This is a genomic window from Mesobacillus zeae (assembly GCF_003570705.1).
GTDB lineage: Bacteria > Bacillota > Bacilli > Bacillales > Cytobacillaceae > Mesobacillus_C > Mesobacillus_C zeae.
This window is the reverse complement of record NZ_QWVT01000005.1, coordinates 1-21971: the sequence shown is the minus strand read 5'-3', so window position 1 is coordinate 21971 and position 21971 is coordinate 1. Positions and strand designations below refer to the sequence as shown.

Annotated in this window: 19 protein-coding genes and 3 pseudogenes; 8 read left to right on the top strand and 14 right to left on the bottom strand. The window is 37.0% G+C overall.

The genetic code is table 11. The annotated features are described in order from the left end of the window. Positions 1 to 19: 19 nt before the first annotated feature. From D1970_RS01700 to D1970_RS01685, 4 genes are all read right to left on the bottom strand, one after another. Positions 20 to 346, bottom strand: coding sequence for a hypothetical protein (locus D1970_RS01700; RefSeq protein ID WP_119111158.1), 327 nt, complete (start codon positions 344 to 346; stop codon positions 20 to 22). 148 nt (positions 347 to 494) lie between these two features. Further along, positions 495 to 953 carry a DinB family protein gene (locus D1970_RS01695; protein ID WP_119111157.1) on the bottom strand — a complete coding sequence of 153 codons (459 nt, stop codon included), beginning with the start codon at positions 951 to 953 and terminating at the stop codon, positions 495 to 497. A 117-nt stretch (positions 954 to 1070) separates the two neighbouring features. Continuing rightward, a complete protein-coding gene (locus tag D1970_RS01690) occupies positions 1071 to 1424 on the bottom strand; it encodes an acylphosphatase (protein WP_119111156.1) in 354 nt (117 codons plus the stop codon). Positions 1425 to 1714: 290 nt separating this feature from the next. Continuing rightward, entirely contained in the window at positions 1715 to 2380 is a 666-nt protein-coding gene (locus D1970_RS01685; protein ID WP_119111155.1) for an AraC family transcriptional regulator, read from the bottom strand. Positions 2381 to 3093: 713 nt separating this feature from the next. Here D1970_RS01685 and D1970_RS01680 point away from each other — a divergent pair. From D1970_RS01680 to D1970_RS01665, 4 genes and pseudogenes are all read left to right on the top strand, one after another. Continuing rightward, positions 3094 to 3996: a Tle-like phospholipase domain-containing protein gene (locus D1970_RS01680; protein WP_181213490.1), complete on the top strand. Its 903-nt coding sequence runs from the start codon at positions 3094 to 3096 to the stop codon at positions 3994 to 3996. Between the two features lie 267 nt (positions 3997 to 4263). Then, on the top strand, positions 4264 to 5151 hold the full coding sequence (locus tag D1970_RS01675; RefSeq protein ID WP_246370352.1) for an alpha/beta fold hydrolase: 888 nt from the start codon (positions 4264 to 4266) through the stop codon (positions 5149 to 5151). Positions 5152 to 5593: 442 nt separating this feature from the next. Next, positions 5594 to 5788 (top strand): annotated as a pseudogene (locus D1970_RS01670) (transposase domain-containing protein); the annotation flags it as partial. A gap of 155 nt (positions 5789 to 5943) precedes the next feature. Continuing rightward, positions 5944 to 6582, top strand: coding sequence for a DUF1349 domain-containing protein (locus D1970_RS01665; protein ID WP_119111152.1), 639 nt, complete (start codon positions 5944 to 5946; stop codon positions 6580 to 6582). 482 nt (positions 6583 to 7064) lie between these two features. On the opposite strand, the pseudogene D1970_RS23320 reads toward D1970_RS01665, so the two are convergent. The 6 genes and pseudogenes from D1970_RS23320 to D1970_RS01630 all read right to left on the bottom strand — a co-directional run. Next, a pseudogene (locus tag D1970_RS23320) lies at positions 7065 to 7262 on the bottom strand (Tn3 family transposase); the annotation flags it as partial. A 98-nt stretch (positions 7263 to 7360) separates the two neighbouring features. Beyond that, positions 7361 to 7588: a MarR family transcriptional regulator gene (locus D1970_RS01650; RefSeq protein WP_119111151.1), complete on the bottom strand. Its 228-nt coding sequence runs from the start codon at positions 7586 to 7588 to the stop codon at positions 7361 to 7363. Positions 7589 to 7775: 187 nt separating this feature from the next. Next, entirely contained in the window at positions 7776 to 8621 is an 846-nt protein-coding gene (locus tag D1970_RS22685) for a peptidylprolyl isomerase (protein WP_246370351.1), read from the bottom strand. 90 nt (positions 8622 to 8711) lie between these two features. Beyond that, complete coding sequence (locus D1970_RS01640; RefSeq protein WP_119111150.1) at positions 8712 to 10496, bottom strand: glycoside hydrolase family 66 protein; 1785 nt, start codon at positions 10494 to 10496, stop codon at positions 8712 to 8714. Between the two features lie 95 nt (positions 10497 to 10591). Next, positions 10592 to 11446 (bottom strand): hypothetical protein, encoded by an 855-nt coding sequence (locus D1970_RS01635; protein WP_119111149.1) that lies wholly within the window; start codon positions 11444 to 11446, stop codon positions 10592 to 10594. Positions 11447 to 11612: 166 nt separating this feature from the next. Further along, positions 11613 to 14156, bottom strand: a complete 2544-nt coding sequence (locus D1970_RS01630; RefSeq protein WP_119111148.1) for a glycoside hydrolase family 31 protein — start codon at positions 14154 to 14156, stop codon at positions 11613 to 11615. Between the two features lie 842 nt (positions 14157 to 14998). On the opposite strand from D1970_RS01630, the gene D1970_RS01625 reads away from it, so the two are divergent. The 3 genes from D1970_RS01625 to D1970_RS01615 are packed head-to-tail and all read left to right on the top strand — an operon-like array spanning position 14999 to position 19561. Beyond that, on the top strand, positions 14999 to 16672 hold the full coding sequence (locus D1970_RS01625) for a cache domain-containing sensor histidine kinase (RefSeq protein WP_181213491.1): 1674 nt from the start codon (positions 14999 to 15001) through the stop codon (positions 16670 to 16672). A gap of 18 nt (positions 16673 to 16690) precedes the next feature. After that, positions 16691 to 18268, top strand: coding sequence for a response regulator transcription factor (locus D1970_RS01620; protein ID WP_119111146.1), 1578 nt, complete (start codon positions 16691 to 16693; stop codon positions 18266 to 18268). Between the two features lie 18 nt (positions 18269 to 18286). Then, positions 18287 to 19561: an extracellular solute-binding protein gene (locus D1970_RS01615; protein ID WP_181213492.1), complete on the top strand. Its 1275-nt coding sequence runs from the start codon at positions 18287 to 18289 to the stop codon at positions 19559 to 19561. Positions 19562 to 19692: 131 nt separating this feature from the next. Here D1970_RS01615 and D1970_RS22680 read toward each other — a convergent pair whose 3' ends face one another. From D1970_RS22680 to D1970_RS01595, 4 genes are all read right to left on the bottom strand, one after another. Beyond that, entirely contained in the window at positions 19693 to 19764 is a 72-nt protein-coding gene (locus tag D1970_RS22680; protein WP_246370354.1) for a hypothetical protein, read from the bottom strand. After that, entirely contained in the window at positions 19761 to 20138 is a 378-nt protein-coding gene (locus tag D1970_RS01605) for a hypothetical protein (protein ID WP_119111144.1), read from the bottom strand. The genes D1970_RS22680 and D1970_RS01605 overlap by 4 nt, the downstream gene beginning before the upstream one ends. 251 nt (positions 20139 to 20389) lie before the next feature. After that, the gene (locus D1970_RS01600) at positions 20390 to 20842 is read right to left on the bottom strand and encodes a GNAT family N-acetyltransferase (RefSeq protein ID WP_119111143.1); all 453 of its coding nucleotides are present in this window, start codon (positions 20840 to 20842) and stop codon (positions 20390 to 20392) included. Between the two features lie 145 nt (positions 20843 to 20987). After that, positions 20988 to 21542 carry a helix-turn-helix domain-containing protein gene (locus D1970_RS01595; RefSeq protein ID WP_119111142.1) on the bottom strand — a complete coding sequence of 185 codons (555 nt, stop codon included), beginning with the start codon at positions 21540 to 21542 and terminating at the stop codon, positions 20988 to 20990. A gap of 116 nt (positions 21543 to 21658) precedes the next feature. Between D1970_RS01595 and D1970_RS01590 the strand changes: the two are divergent. Further along, positions 21659 to 21931, top strand: a pseudogene (locus tag D1970_RS01590) (LysE family translocator); the annotation flags it as partial. Positions 21932 to 21971 lie beyond the last annotated feature (40 nt).

The window sequence follows — 21971 nt, the reverse complement described above, 5'->3', positions numbered from 1 at the left end:
CTAAACCGTGTCCATGAAACTATACTAACTCCATTTGTTTAATAAATTTTTGTGATATCTTTACATACACTTCCAAATCACCCAAGCTGAACAACTTTGTTACTGGGAATTTGCTTAAGCTTTCCTTAGAATATGTTAAATGAACCACTGCATATTTATTTAACTCTTCGACCCAATACACTACGTCATCATTATCTTCTCTTCTAGCGACTGCCACAGCTTCTTTTCCATATAGAACGTGCCCTGACGATAATTTTTTTTGTAATTCGGCATTTAAAGAGTCCGACATACCTTTAGTTATTATCCACCAAGGCTCTTCCATAAAGCTTTTTAAACTTTCCTGCATTGTTTCTAGTCACTTCCCTAATTCCAGTTCTAAAATAGTCGGTATTAATCGAATTTACTAGTTAAACTAACCTGCCCCGTATGTTCCATAACAAAATAGGAGATGATTGCAGCTCCTGGTATAGAAGTAACACGACCATTTATACTAATCACAATACTCTTTGTATTTGTCTAAAATGATGTTCATCGTGCTCTACTAACCCTGCAAAATAGCTAAAGAGTGCAATATTGTCTTTTCCTATGATAAAGTCCTGTGTCCATAACTCATCGGATAAATCATTTAATGTATTTATAAGCTTTTTCCTAACTGCTATAAATAATTTAATCGTTTCATCCTTTGGCCTGCTCTTACTATCGATGGATGCTTGGTGATTTATAAATTCGGCATTTAGACTATTGGGTAATTGAGTAGCTTTAAGCAAGTAGGGGATACGTTGATTCAAAACAAATTCATCCCAAGGTATCAAGTGTCCAATTATCTCAGCAATAGTCCACTTGCCTTTATCTATTTGAGTTCTCCATTTTTCCTCAGATAAATTTGTTAAAATTTTCACCCAGTCAATAGATTCCTCATAGTGATTTATTATTTGCTTCTTATTTTTATACAACTATACCAACTCCATTTATTTATCATCCAATTTATTTCATTTCAAGATTAACACTATAAATTCCATCTTAAGCTAACCTCCCGTTAGTCATAAGAATCCCATCCGATTCCGGATGCTTTATTTCACTATTGTAAAGTTTTCTTCATCATCACTAATAGGTACATCAATCATAGTTACTTTTTTAACAGATGCTCGTTTCAATGACTGCATACAATTGACTAAAAAATAAATTTTTAATTCTTCCCCTTGTAATTCTGCCTCAACACTTCCATCTTCTAAATTTTTCACCCATCCCGTTAAGTTCATTCTTTCAGCAATACAATATATTTCCAAGCGAAATCCTACCTTTTGTACTCTTCCAGAAAAAATAACTCTTTTTCTAATAAAACTGCTTGGATTAAATTTAGGAAACTTTATACGATTTGCGTGACTAATTACATACCCGTCTCTTAATTTCTTAAAAACACTCATTGTATAGAACGTACTCCTTTTAGTTTATTACTCAATCGTTTACGAACCAAAATAAAACAAAAGCTTTACTCCCTCTAAGACGTAAAGCTAAATATATATTCTCCATTAAGAAAAACTTATCCTTCTTATTGAACCTGCCCCGTTTGTTCAATAAGAAGTTCAACAAAAAGAGCGTTAATCCTTCCTGGATCAACGCACCCGTTAGTTCAGTAACTGAGATTTATCTACAATCCATCGTGTAACAATTCCACTAATGGTTATAAAATAGAAAAGAATAAAGGAAATGGATTTTATAGATGTTTTTGGCGATGAGATATTATTATTTCAAGATATTGTGTATCTCCTAACCCATAATCTTTAAATTTTTTGAGTAGTGCTAACATAAGTTCTTCTTCTGGAACATCTTGGTGCTTTTGAATATACAGCATAAGATCACTGTCTTTATTAAGGTAATTCAAATATAGCTCAACCCCCTTCTTTAAAGGGCCTGGATAGATATTTTTAGGCATTGCTTTATCAATCAACACTTGTTTGTAAATAGCATAATATCCCTTCGTCTTAAGGGTAAAATGGCCCACAGGTTCAAACTGATCATCGACTATATAAAGATCAATAGCATCTGTATGCTCTGCTTGGTCTAACCAAGCCAGAATGGTAAGGATATTGATTTGACAAAACATATCGGCATCAAACCATAATGCTATATGAGTAAATTTTTCACTAAAGAGAGGCTGCAATGGTTTTAGTGTGATTTCAGTATATTGTACTGGTGTTACGTGATGGACCTTCGCACGTATTTCGGTGAATTCATTTGAAAATAGATCATTACACGTGTTTCCATAACACATAGCCTCGTTAAAGGGGACCATCAATTCTTGTTTAAGAAAATTTGTCTTTATAAAAAAATTATACATAGCTTGACCATTTAGAATATGTAATGTTCTTTTTTGAATCATCGTTGACAACCCCTGCTTCATTTAATCTAGTTTACTATTTCCTATTATTTTATAAATTTCACCCTGTTACTGAAATAATTAGATATTCAAGTCAATCTCTAATTATTCCTTCCATTATTCAAGAATATGGACCAATTTTTGAACAAAGGTTTTACTTTATTCTTCAATAAAACTGATCGTTAGTCAAATAAGAAAAAGGCTGTCGCAACAGCCTTTCTTTCCTGACTCAAGCACCTTGTTACTTTAAGTACAAATATTCACAAATAATAATTTTACTTTAATCGACAAGCTATTTTTGGTCGTTAATAAACTTGATATTAAAGGAGGATTAAATGGGGCTGCATCAACCTAATTTTAATATGTTCCAACACCTTCAACTTCGTAACTCTCAGTGTCAATTGTAACTGAGATCTTTTCAGAAGGTTTGTCTTTGTAATGACTTTCTACCCAAACAGTTCCACCACCGATAGCAGAAGTGAATTCAACATTATCTACTACTAGGTCTCTGCTTTCCTCTTTCTTTATGTACTCAACTGCGACTTTACTAGCTTTTTTAGCAACTTTATCCTCTTCTTCGTTATTGTTTCAACCTATTACACCCAATAAAAATGACAAAATTATCAACATCCTTATCCTTTTTTTCAAAAAACCGCCTCTTTTTGGAAATATTAATTAAATTCAGTATAGTAAATATTAGGAGGATAATTAAATTTATGACTACAGGTATCAGCGATTTAACTTATTGGCGCCTTAGCAAACAAACTTATAAAATCAAGCAACCCGAAGTATATAAAATTAATATTGGAGACCGCAAGGAAGAGTGGAAAATGATTAAAAAGCCATCCAATCCAGAGACTGGTTTTGATGCAACTGTATACAAGAATAGAAATGAAATTATCATTGCCTATCGGGGTACAGAAGGAAATGATCCCCTGGGGAGAGGGGTAAAAGATTTTAAAACTGATGTAGATCATGTAGCTTTAAAAGAAGGTGTGTTCAATCACAACAAAGATAATCAATTTTTAGAAGCTTTAGATCTGGCTGCTGAAATTAAACATGCTTATCCAAAGGCAAACATTACAACCACAGGTCATTCGCTTGGTGGGGCGTTGGCCTCTTTTGTTGCTGCTATTCTTAGGTTAAAGGCTGTTACTTTTAGTACCCCAAGTGTTATAGATTTACTGCCTGATAACATTAAAGCTGACGCTGAAAAGGGTAAGTTCGACAAAGACATCATTAACTACATTGACCCAAGAGATTCGATTGGAGCTGGAGCATTACGGGCCTACACACGGCATATCGGCGCTACTTATATGATTGGGTCAAGATATGAAATAGCAAACGCAGATAAGAAAAATAGCCCTTTCGACCGCTTCCGAGATACTCTCAATATTTACCACTCTCCCGATAGATATAAATTTGATATGAACGGAAACCTGAAAGCTGCCATTCTTACAAACATGCTTACTAATAAAGAGCTTATGTATTCACCGCGATACTTAGGAGAGGGAAGCGAAATTAAAATCAATCCTGGAGAACTCCTTCACCATGCAGAAGAATTAAAGGGGAGGATTTCCGAAGTGGAAATGACTCACCAAGAAGTAGTAGTATCATAAGGTCACCAGATATTTTTGATTGATCATATTTTAAATGATTTTTCTTAAATTGTTGAATAAGTTGACTGCTCCATTCCCTCACAATCAGCGATGTTCAGTTGGTAAGAAACTGATTGACAGCTGGAAGAAATAAACTCTCCTGCTGGATATTTTAGATAATAATATTAGTAAAAGATAGATTTTTTCCTAGAAGGATGTAAGGAAAATAGAGGATATACGATTAATAAGGGAGTTTATGAAAAAAACGTATAGGAGTTGGTTAGGTTGATGATCGAAAAAAGAATTAATCTAAAAAATGACTTAGAACTTAATGTTAGCTATTCTATAGGAAATGAAGAAAAACCAGCTATACTTTTAATTCATTTCAGCGGAGGAACGTTACAAATGTGGAACGGTATTTTTCCTTTGCTTCAAAATCAATATCGGATTATTGCACCTGATTTACGAGGCCATGGGAAATCGAATCGACCTTTGACTGGTTATCATATTGATGATTTTGCTAATGATATGTATCAATTATTACAAAAGCTTGGGATTAATAAATGCCACATAGTTGGGAGTTCTTTGGGCGCAGAAGTTGCGCTTAGTTTAGCCGCATCACATCCGGAGATTGTCCTGTCATTAGTTAGTGAAGGTGCAATCTATAACGAGTTTGGGGAATATGGGTTATTTAATGGCAGTAAAGTAGAAATCGAGGCGGAAAAGGACAAGCTTCGTCAGCAGCTAAATGAGAGGAAACTCTCTAGATATCAAACTAAAGCTGATTTCATTGAGGATTTTAAGGCACCATTAATCAGACAGGCACTTTGGAATGAACATTTCTGGGTCTTCCTTGAAAGCTGTGCCGAGGAACTAGCCGACGGGAGCTTTGAGCATTTCTATAAAAACCATGTAAGAACTGAATATATACTGAAATATTGGGATATCTGCTTTGAGGAATATTATAAGCAAGTGAAATGTCCTGTTCTTTTACTTCCTAGTGAAAAAGAGTGGATGAATCCCAAAATTAGGCATAGTCTTGATTATTTCATTAGTTTACTAGATGAGTATGAAATTTATAAAATTGAAGGATCTATACATGCATACGTTTGGATGCAGCAACCAAATAAAGCGGTCGGGGTTGTAAAAGAGTTTTTAGATAAGCTCCAAATCTAATATGCAAAATAATATGAATGAGATAGATGCTTTGATAAAAGAAATTGAAGAATATAAGATAATCCACTTTCTTTAAAGTCTTGAATGTAAGCTTCCCATTCTTTCTTTATAAGATAAGCTGTTTTTTCATGAAAAAACCTCCACATGTAGGATGTAAGGAGATTATCTCATGGGCTATTCACAACTTGTAGGTGGGGATTATTTGACGCTTACGCAGATATCGAGGACATTGTACATTCTTCAATGCAGTCGTTTATAAATTGGTATGGTGAAGCAACGAGTGAATTAGAAGCCATTATGAAGAAGCTGGAGAAGCATTTTTGGAGGCTGATAAACTAAAATGAAAAGTATCCACGATTATAAAAAAGAAGAAAATAAATTAAGTGGTATGGAGTACAAATTAGAATTGATTAATAATCCGAGTGCCTTTTAAATACTCGAGCGAGGTGCTAGAGGAAGTGCCATCATGTATAGTGTGGTTGAAACCGCAAAAGAGAACGGTTTAAGTCCCTATCATTATCTTCATTATTTGTTTGAAACGCTCCCAAATATCGATTTAAACAATAAAGAGAAAATCGATAAAGTCTTGCCGTGGTCAACGGATTTACCCTCTAGATGCAGAGTACCCAAAAAAAGTGAAGCAAACAAAAAGCAACTCCAAAATAAACAACTTTTGTCGTATATTTTGGAGTTACTTGACGTTTACTTTGAACTAAAGAAGCAACAGTTTGTCAAAGAAGGAAGTATAATGAAAAAAAAGCTTAAATTCATTTTTATATGGAGGTGTTTTTTTTGAAAAAAGAATGGATTCTAAATGAAAAATTCGAAAGTGAAAATTTGAATAGTATACTCGAATGGCGTTGTAAACCTAAGAACTGGTTTATTGACACCACTCATTCTCAACTTGTATTGGAAACCGAAGCGGAAACGGATTATTGGCAAAAAACACATTACGGTTTTCAAGTAGATAATGGCCATTTTCTTTATATAAAAACAAAAAAGAATTTTAGAATGACAACAAAGGTCGAAGCTTTACCAAAGGCAAAGTACGACCAAGCAGGGTTGATGATTCGATTCTCAGAGGACATGTGGGTTAAAACTTCATTAGAGTACATACCAAATGGGTTAAGTAAATTAGGGGCAGTAGTTACAAATCGAGGATTTTCAGATTGGTCAACACAATATGTAGAGTGTATAGACGTAAATTTATACTTTCGAATATCTAAGATTGCTCAGAATTGTTATGTTGATTTCTCTTGGGATGGAGAAGAATGGAGACAGATTCGAATCGCTCATTTAGACATTCCAGTTGATTCATCTATTTTAGCAGGATTATACGCTTGCAGTCCTCAAGGCAAAGAACAGCATGTCCGTTTTGATTTTCTTTCTATTGAAGAACTCTCTAATGACCCAAAAGAAGTTTACTTATAACGATTGTTTGTCTGGAATTTTTTATTTTTATTAATTTTGTTTTAATGATCTAATAACGGGTGCTGGAGTTCAAAAGGCAAGGCTGTTGGCAGCCTTTTACTTGTTGCACTACAGGCGCAGGTTAGCATTATTAGATGGTTGTGATTAAAATTCGAATGCCTCGGCGCTACCAAACTTATTCCAAGCATTCCAAACACCGCCTGTCATATTTCTGATATACATTGTATTGGCATTTGTTGCAACTAACTGCGTAGCGTTCGCTTTTGCTTGCGCCCATGCTGTGGTTTCTATCTCTTTCCAGTTTGTCCAGCCAACACCTGAATACAAATGCCTTAAAAATGCTTTTTTTTTTAAAATCGTAACCGTTGTTTTTATATGCTCTTTTTATATCACTTTTCCAAATATCCACCCAAGAAACCCCTTTTGGATCAATATGATCTACTTCTGCAATATGGTAATTATCTGCTGAAATGATGACACTACGGACTCAACATTTCCAAATTTTCACGTGAGAATCGATAATCTTCCCTTTTAAGTTGCCATAAAAATCATCGTTATATCAATAACATTTTGGAAAATGACTGCATTCGCAATTAGATCATTCTATTTAATCCGTTTTTTTGTTCTATCGGATCATTTTTAGTAATTATTCCATCTACACCAAAGAATAGCCATTTTGCAATTTTACATATATTGTGATATAAATGGATTGTGCTATTCAATCCGTTTAGTTTATTTTAAAGGAGACCAGCGATAACGCCGTAATCTCTGTTAAATTTTAATAACACTGGCTTCCTGAACCATGTGAATCTCCAGTTCCAATTTCAGAAACAAGGTTGTCCTTAATGAGTTCATCTATAATATTAGTAATCGTTGATAACCCCAGTTCGGTCTTTTTAGCTATTTCAGTTCGTGAGAGATTTCCTTGAAGACGAACCATATCAATTACGAGAGAACGGTTAAGTTCTTTAATAGGTTCCTTATTTCCTTTTCTCAGTAAATTCATTACATTCTTCTCCCCTAGGATTCATATCACTATGTTAAATTTCGGATAATTCAAAATAATAAAATGCATTGTGTGTTATAGAAACATAAAAAGGCTGCAAGGGTTTCATAAGAAATGCTTCGCAGCCTTTTAATTCTTTGTTGAGAGTAATACTATCAATATAGATTTAGAAATTTTTGCTTTTATTTCATTTTTCTAATACATTTTCTAACTCTTTATCTTTGATGTTAATGTCTGCTTCTTTTTGAAGCTCGGCAATTAACGTATTAATTGGCTTGGCTTTTTGATATTTAAGTTCTTTTTCAATTACATTTTTTTTATCTTCAAACGTGTTTGTTTTCTTATCTGTGACTTTAATAATGTGATAACCATATTGTGTTTTTACAGGGCCACTGGCTTTATTGACTTCAAGTGAAAATGCAACTTTATCGAATTCCGGAACCATATCCCCTTTTATAAGGTACCCAAGTTTACCGCCAATGTCTTTCGAACCAGGATCGATTGAATGTTCGCTGGCAAGTTGAGCAAAATCCTCGCCCTTATCAAGCCTTTCCTTTACTTCTTTCGCCGTTTTTTCATCGTTAACAAGAATGTGACTTACTTTTACTTCTTCTTTATATCTATTCTCAAATTCTTTTTTCATTTCTTCCTCGGAAACTTTAATTCCGTCTGTTGCCGCTTTTTCTGCCAATAACTCCCGTTCAACCATTTTTTTAAAGGTCTGCTCATCCGGAATTCCATATTGCCGAAGAGCCTGTTTTAAGCCTTTATCACCACTGAATTGCTTCTTATATTCCTTGATTTTTTCATCAATCTCTTTATCTGTTACTTTATATTCTTTTTTAAGAAGCATCGTTTCAATCATTTGTTTTAAAACTTTGTCCCCTGCATGAGCCTTTAATTCGTCGTAAAATTCCTCTTTGGTAATATCACCCGCCTTGGATTGGACAATTGGAACCGAAGCACCAAAGTTACATGCAGAAAGAGAAAGAACTCCAGTGACGATTCCAAGGAAAACTAACCATTTTTTCATTTAAAAACACTCCCATTATATTCAAAAGTTTTTTCAGTACAGGATATCAAAAACTTTTTTCGTTTAATCTAAAATTTCCGGCCTTAGCGGTTATTTCTCGTACTCTATCACAGCCATATCCCAATATTTCAAACTTGGAAGTGTAAATGTGACATTTTTATTTTCTTGTTTAAAGTTAAGAGATTTAGGTACACCGTTTTGCTGGTCAGGCGAAGCTAACCAAACTTTTTTAATAGGCCGGGTTTCTTCAAGTTGCACGGTTAACTGCTTACGGTCCTGGGGTTCTACTTGGTTTGCATTTGTATCTCGCCATCCCATTGTTGTAGCATCGAAGAAATTAATAAAGTGAATGACTTTTTTATTTGCTTTTTGTTTCGCAAATGTCCATACTTTCCCTTTCTCTGGTTGGGATGAAAAATGTACCCAATCAGGTGAATGAATTGTAATCGGCACTTCATGTAAGTGATCTCGAAGCAAGTTTTCATAAGCCACAAGAAAATCATAATAATGTAAGAGCTCGCTTTGCAGAAGTTGATCCATTTTTAAGTTTTCATGAGGAAAATATTCTTTTGATAGCATGTGTTCACCCAGTTCCAAATGGGACCCGCCAGAAGCGAAAATAACGCTGTTTGTAAGTAAAATACCAGGTGTATTAAATGTTCCTGGCTGATTGGAATAGTCATAATTCATATATGCGGCTAAAACGGTATTATATTTCCCTTGGGAGTACCAATTGTTTTCATCAATAATACGTTTTAAATCACCATAATAATTGTCTTGTTCCCATACTTCCGTATATAAGAAATCAACAGGAGTTTGACCAAGCTGCTTTTGTCCATATTGACTTACAGCATTCATAACTAAACGTTTATTCGGCATTTCTTTTTTTGCATTAGAAATAAACCCCTGAAAGGACTCATCCAATGCCACTGGAATTCCGTTGCAGTCATACACATTTCCCCGGTCACCGAGCTGGTCAATGTGCCAGCCGTCAAAAGGAAGATCTTTGTACACCTTTTTTTGTTGTTCTATAATAAAATTCTGCCATTCAGGATTAGATGGGTCGACGAGAAACACATCACTTTTCCATTCGTCAGGTAAAGGGTGGTAATCAGTGGCATTTCTTTGCTGGTCTTTAAATAACCGCCATTCTGTTTTAACACCATCTTTCTCAGCTCCGGCAAACGCGCCATATAAAAGGTTATACGCCATCGTTTTCATGTTTCGTTCATGGGCAAAATCGATATATCTTTTAATTGTCTGCAGCGATACAGGCCGATTGGCGATGTCCTCCCAAAAGACTGCAGGCTCATTGTTTTCAAATTTAATAGGTTGATGATGTTTATAATGCCAATCGTAGAATTGCAATCCATTAATGTGAAAACGATTCAGTTTAGAAATTACAGATTCCATATCTTCGCTAGGCATATCTTCAAACCTTGACAAAAACCCATATCTTGGGAATCTAGACCAGTCGCTTGAAACATCCACTGCAATGGTTTGCTGATCTTGATCGGTTTCTGAAACAAACTGTACACGAACTAAATATCCTTTGAAATCTTCTTTTAACGGCTTCCATGTCCAATGTACCTCATTTTTTTCTACTTTCATCTTTTTTTGAGAGATGATGTCATTTAAGTGATAATAGGTAATTTTTAACGTTCCATCGGATTTCTTACCCGCTAATTTAGTTGTAAAATGAACTGGCTCATTTGGCTGATACGAAGCTTTATCAGTTGTTATACTTTGAATAATTTCCTTTTCTTCTTTTTTTAAGAGCTGCTTTGGAAAAAAGAAAGACTTCATTGCAACTACGGTGATAATGAATAACAATAAAATAGCAAACAAGATGATAGATTTCTTTGTTGATACCATACAATCAAACTCCTTATAATAAACCACCGAGAAAAAATCAATTTAGAATCTGTCCAAAGTCAAGCAGGAATTTGGACAGATGAAATAGTTACTAATTAATTTTTGTATCCATAATCTGCATCAATAATTTTATCCATCGGATGTCCGCTTTCCATCAATTCTTCAATTTCAGGTCCTAGATAAAGATCCGTCTGCCAGTATCCATTCGGCAAATCCACCTCAACTGTATAAGTACCTGGGCCATATACTTTTGTTACATTATCGAAGCTTATCTGTCCCTCGTATGGTTTGCCGTCTTCTTGAGGAACGGTTCCTTCAGGATAAGTATAGCTTGTAAAGCTAATCTTGACTGAATCCATCCCTTCAGGCACCGTAAACGTGGCTGTTCCCTTATTGATGCTGGAATTAAAAAACTGATCGAGCGGGCGCTGAGCTTGAACTTGTTCATTCAAATCGGTATTTTCTTTAACCGTTATCGACTCGCTCCACAACTCTCCCTTTCCTGGGTGGTTAGGACGCTGATAGGCTTTAAACATATAATTTCCACCCACAAGGTGATCCGGTTTATAAGTTAATATCTGTGTTTCACCAGGAGTTAATGTGTTAACCGCACCAGTGGCAACCACCTTACCCTCTTTAGGATTGCCTTCTGCTGCCCAGTAAACCTCATATGTCACTTCCCCCTGCATGGCTCTTGAGTCCTCGTCATTTTTAATCATGGCAGAAATGCAATCTGAAGTTAAAATTTCAGCGGTAAATGTTAATGAGCTTCTATCCCATCCGGATTTTTCCTGTTGCCCTGTTTCTTTAGTTAAATTTTGAAGACTAACTTTTTTAGTTTGGTCATTCTTTATTGCAGCCGCTAATGTTGTATGTCCAGGATATACAAATGGAACAGCCAGCAATGATACGGTAATGATTCCTGCAGTAATTTTATTTACTTTCTTCAAAGTGCTCCCCCCATTTCTATCGTTTTAGACTATATAGCCCTATTCCTTAGGGTTGGTAGTCTTATAGGAATATAGATAAGAAGGAACTAACATGCCGGTTAGTCCCTTCTATCCTATTACTTATTTACTTCACACTCGTCTCTCCCTTAGCATGCACGCTATTGCCTTAACGAATTTGAACTTCTTTCTTCTCATCAGCTGGAATGCTTACATAAAGAACTTTTGCTTTTGTATCATAGAAGAAGGTATTTGTCTTCCCTTGTGCATCTGCTAATGAACCAACCTCTTGATACTTGTTGTTGCCAGCTTGAATTCTAGATGGTTTTTCTACGTTATTTAGTTTTAACGTATATTGCTGTAGTTTAGAATCTTGATAGCTATTAACTTTTTGCTTTTGATTGAATTTAATAGAGTTTGTTTTACGTGTTACATCAAATTCTGTTAAGTTGTATTCACCTTGTTTGTAGTCTTCTGTTGCTCCATCATCTTCATAGAACGTATACGAAGCATTATTGTTAACGTACGTATCAAGCACAAGGTTTGTTAATGGTTTTTCATCTGTGTATTGCTGAACTTCACGAGTTGGGATAATCGATTCGTTCTTTACGAAAATCGGTAAATGATCAAGCTGCGCCTCTACCGTAATGGTTTGCCCGCCTGTGTATTCTTTGCCAGTCCAGTAGTCTGTCCAATTTGCATCTTTTGGCAAGTAAACTTCACGAGATGTTTGGCCTTTTTTGACAACCGGCGCAAGCATCATAGAGTCACCGAACATGTATTGATCACTGATGTCATAAGTGTTCTCATCGTTTTGGAATTGATAAACAAGCGGTTGTTGAACTGGTTTACCGCTATCTGCTGCTTCTTTAAACTCGTTATATAGATATGGAAGTAATTGATAGCGCATTTCGATGTACTTTTTGCTGATTTTTTCAACTTCCGGACCGAATGCCCATGGCTCTTGACCTTGTTTAACTTCCGCTTTTGCATCACTATCATAGTGGATACGAGAGAACGGCAAGAAAGCACCAACTTCAATCCATCTTGCAAACAATTCTGCATCTGGACGCGCTGCGAAACCGCCAATATCGTTACCTACGAATGCTACCCCGGACATCCCGACGTTCATGTTCATTGGGAGAGACATCTGCAAGTGTTCCCAGTTACTTACGTTATCACCAGTCCATAATGCTGCCCAACGTTGAGTACCGGCGTACATATCACGCGTTAATACGAATGGACGAGTCCCAGGCTTGTGCTCTTTAAATGCTTGATAAGTTGCATCTGCTTCATCATGACCGTATAAGTTATGGTACTCAGTATGCATAATTTTGTTGTCCTCTGTACCGAAATACGTATCAAGCGGCATTGTATGAGCGTGTCTATCGTCATCACGGAACACTGCCGGTTCATTCATATCATTCCAGATACCGTCAATCCCTTCATTGAATAAGGTATCTTGGTTTTTGGCCCACCAATCACGAACTTCTTGCTTAGAGAAGTCAGGGAAAGCAGAGTCTCCAGGCCAAACCGGACCGATGAACGGAGTGCCGTCCGCATTTTTCGCCCAATAGTCATTTTTCGTGCCTTCTTGGTACATACGGTAATTTTCGTCTTGCTTAACTGCCGGATCGTTAATGGCAATCGCATGGAACCCAGGCATTGATTTGAGTTGTTTTAATGCTTGCTTATATTGTTCGTTCCATGTAAACACACGGTAACCGTCCATGTAGTCGATGTCAAAGTGCATCGTATCTAATGGAATATTCTTTTCACGGTATGTTTTTGCGATATTTACAATTTCTTCCGCAGTATAGCCCCATTTACTTTGGTGCAATCCTAATGACCATTTAGCTGGAACATCCATTTTCCCTGTTAAATCGGTGTATCGGTCGATAACATCACCGACTTCCGGGCCGTAGGCAAAGTAATACGTTAATTTACCACCGTTCGCATAGAAATAGTAGTAATCATCAGACTCACTCGCCATTTCATAATTGGAACGGTGTGTGTTGTCAAAGAAAATACCATACGCTTTTTTATCTTTTAAACCAATGAAAAACGGAATCGATGTATATACGTATTTTGTATCTTTATTATAAGCGTAAGCATCTGTGTTCCACATGCCGATGCTGTCACCGCGTTTGTTGACTTCCAGCCCGGCTTGCTCACCGAAGCCATAGAAATCTTCATTTTTATCTGTTTTCTTGAATACATAAGGCTTTCCGTTTTCATATCCAGAAGTTTTGTCTTGATTTATATAATCCTCGTTGATGACATTTCCATTCTTATCGAGGAAACGTACGCCAAATGGCTTCATCTTAATCTCAACCGTAAGTTCATCCGTTTTTAACGTATATGTGTCTTCACTAACGTTTGTCTGAAATTCTGGAGTTTCCCACTCGGAAGCCTTTTTGGCAATTCCTCTTGATTCGAATTCTTTCTCACCTTTTTTTAATACAGAAACTTTTACCAGATCTTTGTCAAATAGACGAATATAGGCTTCATTTGTCCCTAGGTCTAACTTGACACCATTTGGAAGCTTCATAACTCCTTGAACAGAAAGCTTTTGAAGATTTTCCTTTACTAAAGGAGTGTCAGCCTCAGGTTGAGTAACGGCCAGAACATTGGGAGCTGCCGCTGTTAAACCAACAGTAGCTGCAAGTGTAATACCTGCTAAAACTCGTAATGACTTTTTCGATAAGTTCATGTTTCCACCTCGTTTAAATAATTGTAAATCCCAATACTGTTACTTGTTTACTTTCAACTTCGCCTGTACTTCGGTAGCCCTGCTTTTGACTTAACAAATTTGAGCTTCTTTATTCTTCCTAGTCCACATCCCCTCTCACATCATTATTTCAACCGAGTGTAACCCCGGTTTCCCTACCCATTTCCAAATTAACAGCCATAGATGGTATGAACAATGGGGAAAAAATCCTGACTAATCTGAATACGTTTCCAAAAATGCGTGCCAAGTTTACTTTAAATAGAGTTGTAATAGCGTTGAACTTGATTTTTCATTCGCGTGGATAAGACCGTGTTTCCAACAAAAAGATGGAGAATTCAAGGCCAGTATAGCCCGAGGGAACTATAGGACTATACTCTTCTCCTGCATCAACACTGGTTTGTCAACCTCTTATTTATATTGTTTAACTTAAAAAATTACACTTAAAAACCTAGTTTATCCTCAATATGTATTTATTTTAAAATATTGGATGTTATTTAATTCTTTTTATATGGAGAATTTTGACGGGAGACTATTTTTCGCTCTTCATTCAAAAAAAAACACCATCCCATATTACAGTCAAAAAGATGATAAAATGAAGTTGAATTAAAGGAGGTAAATATTATATTCCCAAAATATTCCTTGATGAAATACAACCCAAAACCTGTACTATTATAAAGTAAGAACAAATAAGGCGAGGTATTATGGTTCGAAAATTTTTATTATCCAAAAGCTTTTCATCTAAAATTACAGTGGCCTTTCTACTTGTGATTTTAATCTCGACACTTTTTATTTCTCTGTCTTTCTACTGGGAATCTAATTCTATCTTGAAGAAGAACGTGAGGAAGTCCACCATTCAAATTGCCAAACAGACTGGGGAGTCTCTTTCTTTTATATTTAACGTTGGAATTGACACCTCTGATTTCATTAGCAGCGACCAGAATATTCAGCGAGCTGCTTTACAATTGAAGAGCAGTACCCCATACGAACAGACAAGGAATTCTCAATACATAAATACCTTGCTGAATAATTTTGTCTACTCCAATTCCTTCGTCAAAATTGTTTATGTATTAAAAGAGGAAGGCAGCGGTTGGGGCAGTGGTACTTTTTCTGAAGCCAGATTTAAGAATATACCCCTCTCCGACCAGGAATGGGTGAAGGAAGCTAAACGAAAAGATGGAGAATTGGTTTGGCAAGGTATTCAGTATGACGATTTCAGCGGCGGAGGGAACAATACGGACTTGACTCTTCCCGTCGGAAGGGTTCTGAAAGATTTTGACACGCTGAGCAATATTGGACTGGTGCAGGTTCATTTGGACGGGCGGTCCATTCTTAACACGATTGGGCACTTGAAACTAGGAAAAACAGGAAAGTTTTTTGTAGTTGATAACGAAGGAAGGATCATGATTGATTCCCATCTCGATAGGATCAACAAGAAGGTGGAGAATCCCGATTTGTTCAGACATGTCGTAGGAGACAACCACGCAGAATTCGAATTTACAGTAAAAGGGGTCCCTTATTACGGGGTTAAGGAGCCGCTTAGCAACGGCTGGATGCTTGTTGGTACCGTTCCTATCCATGAAATCAGCGGACAGTTGGACCGTCTTCAATCATGGATATTATTTTCCTCCGGAGTTTTCTCCATGCTTGCAATCTGCATTGGGCTTTTCATTGCCGGACGGGTGACCAAGCCTGTAAAACAACTTACCCAGATCATGCAACGCGTTCAGCAAGGTGATCTAAAAGTAAGAACGGCCGTTAATTCCTCTGATGAGATTGGCTTTTTGAGTAAGCAGTTTAACAATATGATTGATGAAATCGAAAATTTGATGCAACAGGTCAAAAGTGAGCAGAGTGAAAAGCATCATGCCGAACTTCGGGCTGTTATTCACCGGATTCATCCACACTTTCTATTTAATACACTAAGCACCCTCCGATGGCTTATTGATTCGAATCAAAACAACCGCGCTTCTCTAGTATTGTCGGCACTGACTCATCTATTGGAAGCAAATATGGGAAAAAGCGGCAGCATCATTATGGTGGGAGAGGAACTTGATATTATCCAGAAGTATTTGGTCATTTTGGAGCTTCGCTACGAAAAAAAATTCAATCTTGAACTGGACATTGAACCGGGGACAGAAATACTCCCTATCCCTCGCATGCTTCTGCAGCCTGTGGTTGAAAACGCCATATTCCATGGCATCGTGCCGAAAAATACGGACGGCAGAATCTCGATAAAAATTCATTCAAATAACGGAGATTTAGAATTTCTTATAAACGATGACGGCTTAGGCATCCAAAATGATAAGTTGAAGGAATTGAACGATCCGGAGACTGCTGTCAAAAATGGGGAAATCGGTATCGGTCTCCGCCATATCTTTGATACGTTGAGGTTGTATTATGCCCTAAATTGGGAATGGTCCATCACAAGCGGGCCGGAACAAGGTACCACGGTGCGCATTTTGTTAAAAAAAATAGTAGAATCAGCCACTAAGCACTAGCAGAACCGGAGGAATAATATGTATAGAGTTCTTATCGTGGACGACGAGCCTATTATCCGCAAGGGAATCAGCGCCTTTATTGATTGGGAAAAGGAAGGGGTAACGGTTGAAGACCAATACGCCAATGGCGCCGAAGCACTTGCTGCTCTTAAAAAGCGTTCCTATGATATTCTCATTACGGATATTAAAATGCCTTTAACCAACGGCATTGAACTCATGAAGCAAGCACTAGAGCTTTACCCATGGCTAAAAGTGATCCTAATCAGCAACTACAGTGAATTTGAATACGTAAAAGAAGGGCTAAAGCTGGGCGCTGTCGATTATTTATTAAAGCTAACCCTGAAAAAAGAGGACCTTCTCGCCGTCCTTCGCCGGTGTATCTCTATGCTGGAGGAAGAACGCAAAAAAGATTCCGAACTGAATTATTACCAACAGGGAGCCATCTACCTAGAACGAAAAAGTGTTGAACAGAAAATTAAAAGATTAATAGTACAAGAGGATACATCCCCTTCGTCAACCGATTTGGCCCTGCCATGGTTGGAAAATTCCTATGCTTGCGTCTATCTTATGCTAGATAAAGCGGAGGAATGGAAAGAAAATCACGGCTATCTGTATATGCAGTACATATTCGAGGAATGGCAAAAATTGTTTTATGAGAAAACAGAGGAAGGAGCAGCACTGATTGTAGAGGAAAGCTGCATGTTTCTCATTTTACCAGATCACGATAGGGAAGCCGAGCGGGTTATCCTCGGTTGGAAGCAGGCACTTAAAAAGCAATGGGGCATTTCAATGTCAGCCGGTCTCGTAACAGAGCAAGGTATAGGCAGTATTCTTAATGGGTTTGCCAACAGCCGTTCAGCCTGCGAAAAGAGGTTTTTCAAAGGACTGGGCGGCGTGTATTATATGAATAGTTCCGAAACATATGAAAAAAAAAGCTTAATGGACAAAAAGGAGCAGCATAATTGGACGCCTTTCTTCGAAATGATCCGCAATGGCGATCCGATTTCATCTGCAATTGATTATGCACTTGATTACTGGAATGATGAATCACTTTATCCGGAAGATGTTCAGCAAGAGGCGTCCAGCCTTCTTACGGGCGCTTACAGTTTGCATGCGGAATCGGAATCATTGCTCCCTGAACAACATAATCTGCTTTACCGTGCCGAGACATTGGAACAAATGGTATCCATTTTAATTAGCCAACTGGAAGAAATCAGGAATCCCTTTATGCCAAAATTGTCGGATAAGGGATACGACGAGGAGCTAATTAAAAAGGCGCTGGATTATATTACTGCCCGTTATACAGAGAACCTAACGCTTCAGAGTGTCGCGGATGTAGTTCACCTCAGTAAAAGTTATTTTAGTCTTTACTTTAAAAAACACACCAATCGAAATTTTGTCGACCATTTAATCGAACTGCGCATTAGGGAAGCGAAGCGGCTCTTGACGGAAAATGAAAGCCGTATTTACGATGTTGCTACGGCCGCAGGCTTTAAAGATGTAAAATATTTCAGTAAAGTATTTAAGAAAATAACCGGATTAACCCCACTAGAATACAGGGAAAAACATAAGGCGGTAAGATTATCAATTGATTAAGAAAGGATGGTTTACATTATGGGTTGGCGATGGGTATCCTTAATACTAATTCTAGTATTGCTGGCTGGGTGTGGAAGTCCATCCATTATCTCCGATCCAAAGAAGGTTCAAACTCTTCAGGATCGTGACAAAACCGTTATTACATTCTGGCACACTTACAACGACAAAGAAACCCAGCTTCTGGAGCAGAGGTTAATTCCTGCTTTTGAGCAGGAGAACTCCAACATTCGGGTCGAGACTATAAACTTGGCTTTCAATAATGAATTAAAGAATACCTTAATAGCACGAGCCTCTTCCAACCGAGGTCCGGATGTGGTACGGATTGATATCGCCTGGGTTCCTGAGTTTTCACTTAAAGGGCTTCTTGAACCGTTAAACGGGTTCACGGATTTTGAAGATATTCGTAACAGGTTTAATCCTAAGGCAATGGATGTAGGCTTCTATAAAAATGAATATTATTCCCTGCCGCTAAACATCTACACGAAGGCTGCCATTTTTAACCGTGAGCTTCTTGAACAGGCAGGCTATTCCAAGCCGCCAAGTACAATGAAAGAAGTTCTGGAGATTGCCCGCCAACATCGCTTTACCATCGGACTTGGAGGATTGGAACCTTGGAATACAATTCCATACCTTTACAGCCTTGGAGGGACCTTAACCGATAAAAAGTTCCATAAGGCTTCCGGATATTTAAACGGGGAAGGAACCATCCATGCAGTGGAGCAGTTAACTGCCCTTTACAAGGAAAAACTCATTGATCTCCCGAAAAAGGCAGGTGACGGCAAAAATTTAGAACGAGTAAAAGCCGGAAATACACTTTTGACCGATGATGGCCCTTGGTTCTACAGCTTATTGAATAAAACGGAATTGGATCGTACCTTAAAGCGGACCATTCCCGTATCGTTTCCACATGGTAATGGTTCTGCTTCAATTATTGGCGGCGAAAACATGGTTATTATGAAGGGAAGCAAACACCCAGATGAGGCATGGACTTTTATGAAGTGGATGACGGGAAAAGAAGCGCAGCTTATCATGGCGCAAACCGGATTGATACCGACCAACCTGGAGGCTGCCAAAGCTTTTAAAGTAACTCCGAATTCTTACCTCAATCCTTTTATGGAGCCTGCGGAGAATTCCTTTCAGTGGCCCCCGGTCAAGAACTGGAGTAAAATCGATAAAGTGTACACTGATTATTTAAATAGAATATTTGCGGGTGAATTGTCTGTTAAGGATGGCTTGGACCGTGCGGCAGCTGAAATAGACGTGCTTTTAGCAGACTCTGATTCGAATCAATGACTAAGAAGCCCATCTCCATGTACCAAAAGTGGAGTAGAAGAATGGATTTTTATTTCTTTTCCTTTTATGATCTTAATAAAGGGAGAGGACGTGTCCTTTCTTTTAAAAGCCAGAAAAACTCGTAAAAATTCCTATTTTGACATTTCTTGAACGATGCATATATCAAGTAGACCATCATTGTTTTCAGCCTCCGGACAAATCATAAATCCTCCCCCATAAAAGGGTGAATTGGCGACTTCTTTCTAACATCAGATTCAACTTTTTCTTGATAATTCTGTGATTCTCCGTAAAGCAGTTCCCACTGTTTATATAGGCTTTTAGCTGTACAATATTCCTCAAAGTCCACTTCTAAATCTGTCTGTAATTTTTCTTTTAATCCGTGGCATGACTCTTCCCATTCCTCTACCTTTAAGGAATTTCCATTAACCTTTATATTTGAAATAAAATCTAAATAAACTATTGCCACACCTCTTAAATGATGGATGGCTGTTGCATTAAGTATCCCATGATCTCCATATAGTCTTTTCAGTTCTGCAATACATTTCTCTTTATCCCATTTTGTAAATTTTTCTTCCATATTAATTTACCTTATTTATCAATTATTCAGAAAGTAAATTACCTTACTACTCTAATAATACCACTGGTTTAACCGTTAATTTATTGAGAGTTCCCGAATCTCTAAGTAGTCACTCCATACATAAAACTTCCAATGCTCTCCTTCATTGAAGTTGGTATGGTTTGCCTTTTCAGGCATTAAATGAGCGTTAATCCTTCTTGGATCAACGCACCCGTTCGCTGAAGAAGAATTAAAGTTTTTATGTATTTAATTCAAGAAACGTTCATTGTCATTAATATTCGAGATCCATTTGTCACAAAGCCATTTTTTCTAAAAAATAACTCCGGTTTTCCTTCGCCTCTCTCGGTTGATAAATATGCCGCATCAACTTTTCTCTGTGTAAGGATATTCCCTAAATATTTTAGTAAACTTGTACCAACCCCGTTTTGTTGAATATTATTTAGAACGCAGATTTCATTTATGTAAAAGTTCTTGCTATCAGCCCATTGCTCTTCATTTCCAACTAAAAAGCCAATCATTTGATTATTAGAATTAAAATAACCTATTCCTATATAGCCAGGAGTCTTACTTATATCTAACAATCGTTTGTAAGATGTTTGAAAACTCCAAGGTTCGTTCCAAGGATTGGAGCTAAAAACATTGGTAAAAATGTTTGATACTTCTTCTAAATCTTTTTCTGACAATATACGAATTGTATTCTGCATTAATAATTCCTACTTCCAATCAACCCTATCAAGAAAAAGATTGCCGCAGCAACCCCCGTGTTAAACTCAAGCATCCGTTACTTGAAGAAGAAAAGTATAGCACTCCATCTTATTTTACATTGGTCCTAATATCCCATAATGCGTATTAGTCTGGGTAATATATTGTCATACTCAGACGAGTTAACCTATCCCCAGAATTATAGTATGTGTGAGGTCTATCAGCCTTAAATCTAATTGAATCACCGTTCTTTAGATTATAATTGCAGTCGTTTACAGTAATAATGACTTCTCCATCAAAAACAGTAATAAATTCCTCTCCCCCATCTCTATGTCCAACTGAATTTAAATTCCCCTCTGGTTCAATTTCAACAGAGTAAATTTCAAATCGTTTATTTTCTTGAAAGGGAAATATGGGAAAAACTTTGTATCTTCCATTGTCTTCAGATAATACTTGTATCTCACTTCGCAAAACAACTTTAGCATCAGGTTGAGGAACATTAATAAGAGTAGTAAAGGAGACCTTTAATCCATTAGCAATTTTCCAAATAGTTGTAATGGTTGGACTCGAATCCCCCCTTTCAATTTGTCCTATCATAGCTTTACTGACACCACTTAGTTCAGAGACTTTCTCTAAACTAAGTTTCTCTTTCTCTCTGATAGCCTTTAAATTTCTTGCCAAAATCTTTTGAATTTCTTCCATAAAATCACCTCTACTCAATTTACAATATAACGTCCACCATGTAAAATATAACATAAATATGTTATATTGTCCTTTTTATACATTATAGCATACAAATAGAGAGGGGAGTTTTAAAAGTGCCATTATTTCCATTCTTGTTGTTTGTTATTGTTAGTAGTTTTACTCCTGGTCCAAACAATTTTATGGCAATGTCCTTTGCAAATAAATACGGATTTATAAAAACAATTAAATTTTGTTTTGGAGTCGCCGTAGGATTTTTTGTTCTCGCATTTTTGTGTAGTTTTTTTTACCTTTTGCTTATAAACCTCTTGCCAATGATTAAAGCACCTTTAACCATTTTAGGTGTAGGTTATATGTTATATTTGGCTTATAAAACAATTACAAGTAAAGACGATAATGGGAGCGTCAATAATTTTGTGTAAATGACGA

Coding starts and splice junctions, on each gene's coding strand:
- D1970_RS01700 (WP_119111158.1), bottom strand. CDS start 346: ATGCAGGAAAGTTTAAAAAGCTTTATGGAAGAGCCTTGGTGGATAATA.
- D1970_RS22685 (WP_246370351.1), bottom strand. CDS start 8,621: ATGAAAAAATGGTTAGTTTTCCTTGGAATCGTCACTGGAGTTCTTTCT.
- D1970_RS01675 (WP_246370352.1), top strand. CDS start 4,264: ATGATCGAAAAAAGAATTAATCTAAAAAATGACTTAGAACTTAATGTT.
- D1970_RS01605 (WP_119111144.1), bottom strand. CDS start 20,138: ATGGAAGAAAAATTTACAAAATGGGATAAAGAGAAATGTATTGCAGAA.
- D1970_RS01615 (WP_181213492.1), top strand. CDS start 18,287: ATGGGTTGGCGATGGGTATCCTTAATACTAATTCTAGTATTGCTGGCT.
- D1970_RS01620 (WP_119111146.1), top strand. CDS start 16,691: ATGTATAGAGTTCTTATCGTGGACGACGAGCCTATTATCCGCAAGGGA.
- D1970_RS01630 (WP_119111148.1), bottom strand. CDS start 14,156: ATGAACTTATCGAAAAAGTCATTACGAGTTTTAGCAGGTATTACACTT.
- D1970_RS01640 (WP_119111150.1), bottom strand. CDS start 10,496: ATGGTATCAACAAAGAAATCTATCATCTTGTTTGCTATTTTATTGTTA.
- D1970_RS01685 (WP_119111155.1), bottom strand. CDS start 2,380: ATGATTCAAAAAAGAACATTACATATTCTAAATGGTCAAGCTATGTAT.
- D1970_RS01600 (WP_119111143.1), bottom strand. CDS start 20,842: ATGCAGAATACAATTCGTATATTGTCAGAAAAAGATTTAGAAGAAGTA.
- D1970_RS01680 (WP_181213490.1), top strand. CDS start 3,094: ATGACTACAGGTATCAGCGATTTAACTTATTGGCGCCTTAGCAAACAA.
- D1970_RS01595 (WP_119111142.1), bottom strand. CDS start 21,542: ATGGAAGAAATTCAAAAGATTTTGGCAAGAAATTTAAAGGCTATCAGA.
- D1970_RS01650 (WP_119111151.1), bottom strand. CDS start 7,588: ATGAATTTACTGAGAAAAGGAAATAAGGAACCTATTAAAGAACTTAAC.
- D1970_RS01690 (WP_119111156.1), bottom strand. CDS start 1,424: ATGAGTGTTTTTAAGAAATTAAGAGACGGGTATGTAATTAGTCACGCA.